At 69.1% G+C, this 9570-nt stretch carries 9 protein-coding genes; 4 read left to right on the forward strand and 5 right to left on the reverse strand.

Features of this window, described 5'->3' with window-relative positions; genetic code table 11:
- The 4 genes from P409_RS16890 to petA form a co-directional block, all read right to left on the reverse strand.
- On the reverse strand, positions 1-981 hold a 981-nt coding region (locus P409_RS16890; protein ID WP_193366500.1), incomplete at its 3' end, for an acyl-CoA dehydrogenase family protein.
- Between the two features lie 85 nt (positions 982-1066).
- Positions 1067-1867: a cytochrome c1 gene (locus P409_RS16895; RefSeq protein WP_081991571.1), complete on the reverse strand. Its 801-nt coding sequence runs from the start codon at positions 1865-1867 to the stop codon at positions 1067-1069.
- A gap of 2 nt (positions 1868-1869) precedes the next feature.
- Positions 1870-3141 carry a cytochrome b gene (locus tag P409_RS16900; protein ID WP_034839768.1) on the reverse strand — a complete coding sequence of 424 codons (1272 nt, stop codon included), beginning with the start codon at positions 3139-3141 and terminating at the stop codon, positions 1870-1872.
- Positions 3142-3164: 23 nt separating this feature from the next.
- Positions 3165-3749, reverse strand: coding sequence for a ubiquinol-cytochrome c reductase iron-sulfur subunit (petA, locus tag P409_RS16905; RefSeq protein WP_034839771.1), 585 nt, complete (start codon positions 3747-3749; stop codon positions 3165-3167).
- 183 nt (positions 3750-3932) lie between these two features.
- On the opposite strand from petA, the gene P409_RS16910 reads away from it, so the two are divergent.
- From P409_RS16910 to P409_RS16920, 3 genes are all read left to right on the forward strand, one after another.
- Entirely contained in the window at positions 3933-4382 is a 450-nt protein-coding gene (locus tag P409_RS16910) for a tRNA (cytidine(34)-2'-O)-methyltransferase (RefSeq protein ID WP_034839776.1), read from the forward strand.
- Positions 4383-4463: 81 nt separating this feature from the next.
- Positions 4464-5327 carry an oxygen-dependent coproporphyrinogen oxidase gene (gene hemF / locus P409_RS16915; protein ID WP_034839779.1) on the forward strand — a complete coding sequence of 288 codons (864 nt, stop codon included), beginning with the start codon at positions 4464-4466 and terminating at the stop codon, positions 5325-5327.
- A gap of 264 nt (positions 5328-5591) precedes the next feature.
- Positions 5592-6887 carry an MFS transporter gene (locus tag P409_RS16920; RefSeq protein ID WP_052120795.1) on the forward strand — a complete coding sequence of 432 codons (1296 nt, stop codon included), beginning with the start codon at positions 5592-5594 and terminating at the stop codon, positions 6885-6887.
- An 87-nt stretch (positions 6888-6974) separates the two neighbouring features.
- Here the strand turns inward: P409_RS16920 and P409_RS16925 are convergent, their stop codons facing one another.
- Positions 6975-8582 carry an FMN-binding glutamate synthase family protein gene (locus P409_RS16925; protein ID WP_034839782.1) on the reverse strand — a complete coding sequence of 536 codons (1608 nt, stop codon included), beginning with the start codon at positions 8580-8582 and terminating at the stop codon, positions 6975-6977.
- Between the two features lie 205 nt (positions 8583-8787).
- Between P409_RS16925 and P409_RS16930 the strand changes: the two genes are divergently transcribed.
- Entirely contained in the window at positions 8788-9453 is a 666-nt protein-coding gene (locus tag P409_RS16930) for a dihydrofolate reductase family protein (RefSeq protein WP_034839786.1), read from the forward strand.
- Positions 9454-9570 lie beyond the last annotated feature (117 nt).

Genomic DNA, 9570 nt, shown 5'->3' on the forward strand with positions numbered 1-9570 from the left:
GAGCGTGCCGCCGACCCGGCGATGGCTGGTCCAGGCCAGCGATTCGAGCACGGCGCGGCGGTGCAGCCCGGCGGCGCCGAAGGCGTTGTGCACCCGGCTGTATTCCAGCGCCTCCAGCATCGCCTTCAGGCCGTGCGGCGGCGGCGCCACCTCGACCGCCCAGGCGGCGTCCAGCACGGTCTCGCCGGTGGCGAGGCCGCGGGTGCCGACCTTGTCCTTCAGCCGGCGGACATGCAGGCGGTTCGGCGTGCCGTCCGGCAGCAGCGACGGCACCAGGTAGCAGCCGAGGCCACGCGCCCCCTCCGGCGCGCCTTTCGGCCGGGCGGTGGCCAGCGCCACCCCGGCCCCGGCATTGCTGGTGAACCATTTCAGCCCGGTCAGGCGCCAGGCCGCGCCGTCCAGCTCCGCCACCGTGGTGGTGGCGGCGACGTCGGTGCCGCCATGCAGCTCGGTCGCCCAGGTGCCGCCGGAGAGCGCCCGGCCGTCCATCCGGGTCAAGAGCGGCAGCCACTCATTGCGGACCGGGTCCGGCGCCAGCCGGTCGAGCACCCAGGCGACGGCGCCGGTCATCGTCACCGGGCAGTGCACCGAGACATCGGCCTGCGACAGCATCCCACCCATGACGAAGGACAGCAGGTGCGGCGCCCGCTCCGGCCCGAAGGCCAGGCCGATGACGCCGCGGCGATAGGCGTCGGCATGGCAGGCGCGGTATTCGGCGTTCAACACCACCCGGCCGGCCGGAGCGCCGGTGCCGTCATGGCTTTCCAGCCGCGGCGGGGCGTGCCGGCTGGTGTAGTCGGCCTGCGCCTCCACCGCCTCGCCGACCCAGGCGCCGAACTCGGCCAGCCGGTCGCCGAAGCGCGGCAGCAGGTCGGGGCTGCGCCGGGCCAGGCGGCGCTGCAGGTCGCGGTCGGTGGCGAACAGGTTCAGGCCGCGGATCGCGGGCGGCAGTTCGAGCGGTCGGGTCTCGGTCCGGTCCATGGCGGCCTCCCGGATAGAACGACGGCCCAAAATAGCACGGGGCGGTGCAAGCACCGCCCCGTCATGGATCATCGGCCGCCCGGTATCAGTGGGCGTTGGCCCAGACCTTGCGCTTCACCGAGTAGAGCAGCCCGGCGAAGATGATCAGGAACAGGATCACCTTGACGCCGGTGTGCTTGCGCTCCTCCAGGTTCGGCTCGGCCGTCCACATCAGGAAGTTGACGACGTCCCAGGCCTCCTGCTCGTGCTTGGCCTCGGTGCCGTCTGAATAGGTGACGGCACCGTCGGTCAGCATGTTCGGCATGGCCGTGACATGGCCGGGGAAAGCGGCGTTGTAATTCAGCCCGTCCGGCACCTGGAAGCCCGCCGGCGCGTCGTGGAAGCCGGTCAGGAACGCGTAGATGTAGTTGGGGCCGTCGGTCTCCCCGCCCTCGCCCCGCGCCTTGGCCATCAGCGACAGGTCGGGCGGCACCTTGCCGCCATTCGCCGCCGCCGCCGCCTTGTCGTTCGGGAACGGATTGTGGAACTTGTCCGACGGCAGCGCCGTGCGCTCGATCGGCTCGCCGGCGTCATTGGTGTCGGCGACCTTGTATTCGGCGGCGATCGCCTTGACCTCGTCCTCGCTGAAGCCCAGCCCGCTGAGGTCGCGGTAGGACATCAGGTGCATCGAGTGGCAGTTCGAGCACACCTCCTTGTAGACCTGGAAGCCGCGCTGGGCGGAGGCCTTGTCAAAGGTGCCGAAGAAGCCGGCGAAGGACCAGTTCTGGGCCGCGGGCTCGGCCCCCTCCTCTGCCGCCCGGGCGGCCGGGAGGGCGGTGCCGAGCGCCAGCAGCAGGGCCGCGGCGGTGAGGGCGGGTCGCAGCATGATCTTGTCGAGGAGCGGCATGGTCACGCCTTCACCGTATTCGTAGCGGCCGAGGGCCCGAGGACGGATTCGCTGATGCTGCGCGGCAGCGGCAGCGGCCGTTCGATCTTGCCCAGGATCGGCAGGATCACCAGGAAGTGCAGGAAGTAGTAGACCATGCCGACCTGGCCGATCACCACGGGCAGCCCCTCCGGCGGCTGCGACCCGGCGTAGCCGAGGCCGATCACCGACGCCACCAGCAGCCAGAAGCACCAGCGGTAGATCGGGCGGAAGCGGGCGCTGCGCACCCGGCTGGTGTCGAGCCAGGGCAGCACGAACAGGATGGCGATGGCGCCGAACATGGCGATCACGCCCAAGAGCTTCGCCGGGATGCCGAACAGGCTGAAGGTGATCGAGCGCAGGATCGCGTAGAACGGCAGGAAGTACCATTCCGGGACGATATGCGCCGGCGTCTGCAGCGGGTTGGCCTGGATGTAGTTGTCGGCATGCCCCATCAGGTTCGGCGCGAAGAACACGATGAAGGCATAGAAGATCAGGAACACGGCGATGCCGAAGCTGTCCTTGGCCGTGTAGTACGGGTGGAAGGGCAGCGTGTCCTGCGGGCCCTTGGGGTCGATGCCCGAGGGGTTGTTCGAGCCCGTGATGTGGAAGGCGCCGACATGGATGACGACGACGCCGAGGATCACGAAGGGCAGCAGGAAGTGCAGCGAGTAGAAGCGGTTCAGCGTCGGGTTGTCGACCGCGAAGCCGCCCCACAGCCAGGTGACGATGTTCTCGCCGACCAGCGGGATGGCCGAGAACAGGTTGGTGATGACGGTGGCGCCCCAGAAGCTCATCTGGCCCCAGGGCAGCACATAGCCCATGAAGGCGGTGGCCATCATCAGAAGGAAGATCAGGACGCCGAAGATCCACACCAGCTCACGCGGGCTCTTGTAGGAGCCGTAATACAGGCCGCGGAAGATATGGATGTAGACGGCGATGAAGAACATCGACGCGCCGTTGGCATGGATGTAGCGCATCAGCCAGCCGTAATTGACGTCGCGCATGATGCGCTCGACCGACTGGAAGGCGTAATCGACATGCGGCGTGTACTGCATCGACAGGAACAGGCCGGTGGCGATCATGATCACCAGCATCATCCCGGCGATGGCGCCGAAGTTCCAAAGATAGTTGAAGTTCCGCGGCGCCGGGTACTCGCCGTACTCCTTGTACATCATCGAGAAGATCGGCAGGCGCGAGTCGACCCAGCGGATCACCGGGTTCTGGAAGTTCGCGGGCTGGGCTGAGTGGGCCATGGGAAGTCTCCGGAGCGAGCGGCTCAGCCGATCTTGACTTTGGTGTCGGCGGTGAAGGCGTAGGTCGGCACGGCGAGGTTCGCCGGCGCCGGTCCCTGCCGGATGCGCCCGGAGGTGTCGTAGATCGACCCGTGGCACGGGCAGAACCAGCCGCCATACGGGCCGCGATTCTCACCCGGGTTCTGGCCCAGCGGGATGCAGCCGAGATGGGTGCAGACGCCGATGACGATGAGCCATTCCGGCTTCTGCACGCGGGCCGAATCGGGCTGCGGGTCGGGCAGCTGGTTGAGCGGCACGTCCTCGGCCGCCTTGATCTGGTCTTCCGGCCGGTGCCGGATGAACACCGGCTTGCCGCGCCACTTCACCGTCAGGGACTGGCCGACCGCCACTGGGGTCAGGTCGACATCGATCGACGCCAGGGCCAGGACGTCCTTCGACGGGTTCATGCTGTCGATCAGGGGCCAGGCCACGCTGGCGACGCCGACGGCGCCCACCGCGCCGGTCAGGAGATACAGGAAGTCGCGACGAGTGCCCCCCTCCCCGGATCCGTGATCCCCGGTCGGCGTATGGCTCGGGCCCGGCGTGCCCTGGAGGGTGGTATCCGACATTGTTGCAACGGTCCTTCTTGGTCGACCTTTATCCCCCGCGCCCCCGAGCTGGCTTCGGTCCCGGGTGGCGCAAACACGCAATCCGGGCAGGAGGCGGCTTCGGGTCTATACAATGCCATTCCGACCCTTGCAATTCGCTAGAACCGCACAGCGACGCAGCACCGCGCCCGAGCCCCGACCGACATGCGCCTCGTCCTCTTCGAACCAGACATCCCGCAGAACGCGGGCACCATGATGCGGCTGGCCGCGGCGCTCGGCGTCGCCGTCGACCTGATCGAGCCCTGCGGCTTCCTGGTCGACGACCGGCGGCTGCGCCGCGCGGCCATGGACTACGCGGATTTCCTGGATCTCACGCGCTGGACCAGCTGGCGCCGCTATGCCGAAACGGGCCATTCCGGACGGCTCGTGCTGCTGACCACCAGGGCCAGCCAGCCCTATACGAGCTTCTCGTTTGCGGCCGATGACCGGATCATGGTCGGGCGCGAGAGCGCCGGCGTGCCCGATACGGTGCATGATGCGGCGGATGCCCGCATCGTCATCCCGCTGCGGCCGGAGGCGCGGTCGATCAACGTCGCGACCGCCGCGGCGATGGCGCTGGGCGAGGCGATTCGCCAGACCGGAGCCTCGTTCTGAACCCCTGATCCTGCGGCGCCAATGGACGTTTCGCGCCTCCTCCGCCCGTCCTATGGTGCCGCCGCCGCAACGGAGGCCCGCATGAGCCCGACCCCGCCCGAAACGATCGAATCCCGCAAGGCCGAGGCCGCCGCCTGGTTCGCGACGCTGCGCGACCGGATCTGCGCCGCCTTCGAGGCGATCGAGGACGACTATGCCGGTCCGTTGTCGGACCGGCCGCCGGGCCGGTTTGAGCGCAAGGCCTGGGACCGGCCGGGCGGCGGCGGCGGCGTGATGTCGACCATGCGCGGCCGGGTGTTCGAGAAGGTCGGCGTCAACATCTCGACCGTACATGGCGAGTTCTCCGAGGCCTTCCGGGCCCAGATCCCGGGCGCGACCGGCGACGGGCGGTTCTGGGCCTCGGGCATCAGCCTGGTGGCGCATCTGCAGAGCCCGCTGGTGCCGGCGGCGCACATGAACACCCGGCGGATCGAGACTTCGATCGGCTGGTTCGGCGGCGGCGCCGACCTGACGCCGATGATCCCCGACGAGGCCGACACGACCGAGTTCCATGCCGCGCTGCGGGCCGCCTGCGACCGGTACGATCCCGGCTACTACCCGCGCTTCAAGGAGTGGTGCGACAAGTACTTCTTCCTGCCTCACCGGGACGAGCCGCGCGGGGTCGGCGGCATCTTCTTCGACAATGTCGACACCGGCGGCTGGGATGCCGATTTCGCCTTCACCCGCGATGTCGGCCTGGCCTTCCTCGACGTCTATCCGCGCATCGTCCGCCGCCACATGGACCGGCCCTGGACCGAGGCGCAGCGGGCCCACCAGCTGCAGCGCCGCGGCCGCTATGTCGAGTTCAACCTGCTCTATGATCGCGGCACCACCTTCGGGCTGAAGACCGGCGGCAACACCGAGGCGATTCTGATGTCGCTGCCGCCCCTCGTCGCCTGGCCCTAGAGATCGTTTGATAATGCTGCTGGCGCGGCCGTCTGACGGCGGTTTCTCCGCTTCCGGTGCCCACGCACCAACATGCGCTGCGCTCCGGATCTCGAACCACCACCAGCCGACTCACGCCAGCGCATTCTGAAGCGATCTCTCGCAGTGAACGCGCGGATCATCCCGGCATAGTCGGTCCTGACCTGCTGAATTGCCGGGTGGACAGCGCGGACGGGTCGTCGTGAACTCGCCCTCTTGATCAAAATCCCAGGGGGAGGCACAGGAATGGCGGTGCAGGCTTCGGGTCCCATCGGGCTTCGCGATGCGGAGCGGCGGCACGCCATTGCCGCGGCCACGATCGGCAACGGGCTCGAATGGTTCGACTTCACCGTCTACGGCTTCTTCACCCCGATCATCGCCCGGCTGTTCTTCCCGGCCGGCGACGACCTGACCTCGATCCTGCTGACCGTCGGCACCTACGGCGTCGGCTTCTTCATGCGGCCGGTCGGCGCCGTGGTGCTGGGCGTGTATGCCGACCGCGCCGGGCGCAAGGCGGCGCTGACCCTGACCATTCTCCTGATGGCGGTCGGCACCGCCCTGCTGGGCTTCGCCCCGACCTACGCCCAGGCCGGCATCGCCGGGCCGCTGGTGATCGTGCTGGCGCGGCTGATCCAGGGCTTCTCCGCCGGCGGCGAGATCGGCGGCGCCACCGCCTTCCTGATCGAATACGCCCCGGCGAAGCGGCGCGGCTACTACGCCAGCTGGCAGCAGACCAGCCAGGCCTTGGCCGTGGTGCTGGGCGGCATCTGCGGCACCATCGTTACCCAGGCGCTGGACCCGGCGGCGATCGACAGCTGGGGCTGGCGCGTGCCATTCCTGTTCGGCCTGTTGATCGGCCCGGTCGGCTTCTACATCCGCGCCCGGATCGACGAGACGCCGGTCTTCACCGACGACCGCACCCGCAAGAGCGAATCGCCGCTGCGCGACGCCCTGGCCGAGCACCCGCGCGGCATCGCCTCCGGCTTCGGCGTCACCATCCTGTGGACGGTCTGCACCTATGTGCTGCTGTTCTACATGACCACCTACGCCAACAAGCAGCTGGGCATCTCCCTGGCCGACGCCTTCATCGCCACCACCATCGGCGGCGTGGTGCTGATGCTGGGCTGCCCGGTGGCTGGCATGCTGTCCGACCGGGTCGGCCGCCGGCGCCTGCTGCTGTCCGCGGCGGTCGCCATCGGCGTTCTGGTCTGGCCCCTCTTCGCCTGGGTCAACGCCAACCCGACCCTGGCGGTGCTGGCGACGGTGCAGGCCATCCTCGGGCTGCTGCTGGCCGCCTTCACCGGACCGGCGCCGGCCCTGCTGGCCGAGCAGTTCCCGGCCGGTCTGCGCTCCACCGGCCTGTCGCTGGCCTACAACTTCGCCGTGACCATCTTCGGCGGCTTCGCGGCGGTGATCGTCACCCTGCTGATCGAGGAGACCGGCAGCAAGCTGGCGCCGAGCTTCTACGTGATCGCCGCGGCCGTGGTCAGCGCCCTGACCCTGCTGGCCATGCGCGACCGCACCGGCCAGCCGATCGACTGAGAGCGGCCTCGCCATTCGCCAGGGCCGTGGCGCAGGGCCGGACGCACCCGCGGCCCACACCGCGCGACGCGGCTCCGCCGCCCGCACCTACATCGGCTTCGGGTCGAAGCTGTCCGCGCGGGCCAGGGCCCAGCTGTCGGAATAGAGCGGGCTGCGCGACGTGCCGTCCAGCAGCTCGCCCGGCTTGGCGAAGTAGTGCAGCTGCGAGAACAGGCGGATCTCCGCCGTCCCGGTTCGCTGCACCAGGTGGTGCGGCCCCAGCTGCGACGGATGCTCCAGCCCCGCCGCCGCAAGCATCTCGGCCAGCGCCTTCATGGTGTTGCGGTGGAAGTTGCGCACCCGATCGGCCTTGTCCGGCACCACCAGGGCACGCTGCCGCAGCGGGTCCTGGGTGGCGACGCCGGTCGGGCAGCGGTTGGTGTGGCAGCTCTGCGACTGGATGCAGCCGATCGCGAACATGAAGCCGCGCGCCGCATTGGCCCAGTCGGCGCCGATCGCCAGCACGCTGGCGATGTCGAAGGCGCTGACCACCTTGCCGGCGACGCCGAGCTTGATCTTGCCGCGCAGATCGGCGCCGACCAAGCTGTTGTGCACGAACAGCAGCCCCTCGCGCATCGGCACGCCGAGATGGTCGGTGAACTCCACCGGCGCCGCGCCGGTGCCGCCCTCGGCCCCGTCGACGACGATGAAGTCGGGCAGGATGCCGGTCTCCAGCATCGCCTTGACGATGCCCATGAACTCCCACGGATGGCCGAGACAGAACTTGAAGCCGACCGGCTTGCCGCCCGACAGCTCGCGCAGCCGGGCGATGAAGCCCATCATCTCGATCGGAGTCGAGAAGGCGCTGTGCCGCGACGGCGAGATGCAGTCCTGCCCGACCGGCACGCCGCGGGTTTCGGCGATCTCCGGCGTCACCTTGCGGGCCGGCAGAATGCCGCCATGGCCCGGCTTGGCCCCCTGGCTCAGCTTGATCTCGATCATCTTGACCTGGTCGCTCTTCGCCTGCTCGGCGAAGCGCTCCGGGTCGAACTGCCCGTCGGCGGTGCGGCAGCCGAAATAGCCGCTGCCCAGCTCCCACACCAGGTCGCCCTGGTTCTCCCGATGGTAGGAGCTGATGCTGCCCTCGCCGGTGTCATGGGCGAAGCCACCCATCTTGGCGCCCAGGTTCAGCGCCCGGATGGCGTTGGCGCTGAGCGCGCCGAAGCTGATCGCCGAGATGTTGAACACCGAATGCGAGTACGGCCTGGCGCATTGCGGCCCGCCGACGGTGATGCGGAAGGTCGCCGGGTCGGGCACCGGCACCGGCCGGGTGGAATGGCCGATGAACTCGTAGCCCGGCTCGTAGACGTCGAGCAGCGTGCCGAACGGCTTCTCGCCGCCCTCGTTCTTGGCCCTTGCGTAGACCAGCGAGCGCTGGGCGCGGGAGAAAGGCAGCTTCTCGTTGTCGGCCTCCAGCAGGTACTGCCGGATCTCCGGCCGGATCGCCTCGACCAGATAGCGGATGTGGCCGATCACCGGATAGTTGCGGCGCACCGCGTGCGGCGCCTGGGTCAGGTCCCAGATTCCAATCAGGCTGAGCAGCCCGGCGGCCAGCGTCACCGGCCACAGCCAGTACGCCTGCGCGATCAGCGGCAGGGTGACGAGGGTGATCAGCACCAGCAGGACGAAGGCGACATAGCGGTTCAGCAGGGACATCGGCGGCTCCGCGGTTCGCGACTCGCCCCGACGATACGCCGGCGAGGCGAAGCGGCGAAACCGCGGCGTCCCTCCGTGCGAAAAGTTCTGGCGGGGTGTCGGAACCGGGCCCGCCCGCTCGTCCTGTGGTCGATCCCGGCGTGCGAGACGCCGCCATCGCCCGGCCTCAAGCAGCGTGGTAGGCCACTGTACAGGAGCAACGACTATGAGAAAGGTCATCGCCGCCGCATTCATCAGCCTGGACGGCGTGATGCAGGCCCCTGGCGGGCCGGACGAGGATCCGACCGGCGGCTTCGCGTTCGGCGGCTGGCTGTTCCATCACTGGGACGAGGCCTCGGGCAAGGTGATCGGCGAGACCCTCGGCAGCCCCTATGACCTGCTGCTCGGCCGCAAGACCTACGAGATCTTCGCCGCCTACTGGCCGTATGTCCCGGCGGACGATCCGATCGGCAAGGCCTTCAACGCCGCGACGAAGTATGTCGCCTCCCGCTCGGCCGTTCCCCTGACCTGGCAGAACTCCGTGGCCCTGCGCGGCGACGCGGCCCAGGCGGTGGCCGAGCTGAAGCGGCACAGCGGCCCGCCCCTGCTGCTGCAGGGCAGCACCGACCTGATCCAGACCCTGCTGGCGCACGACCTGATCGACGAGTTCCGGCTGATGACCGTCCCGGTCCTGCTCGGCCCCGGCAAGAAGCTGTTCGGCCGCGGCACCATCCCGGCCGGGCTGAAGCTGGTCAGCAGCCGGACGTCGACCACCGGGGTGGTGATGAGCACCTATGTCCGGTCCGGCGATGTGACCACCGGGTCCTTCGTGCAGATCGAGCCGTCCGCGGCCGAGCTGGCCCGGCGTGAGCGGATGAAGCGGGAGGGATGAGGCGATCGGAGGCCGCCGGATGTCGGGACGACTCAAATTGCCTCTCCCGCCGGACGCGGGAGAGGCCGGACGTCCGCAGGACGGCCGGGTGAGGGCTGGCCCAGGCCTCGACAAAAT

This window comes from Inquilinus limosus MP06 (assembly GCF_000767795.1).
In the GTDB taxonomy this organism is placed as follows: Bacteria; Pseudomonadota; Alphaproteobacteria; order DSM-16000; family Inquilinaceae; genus Inquilinus; species Inquilinus limosus_E.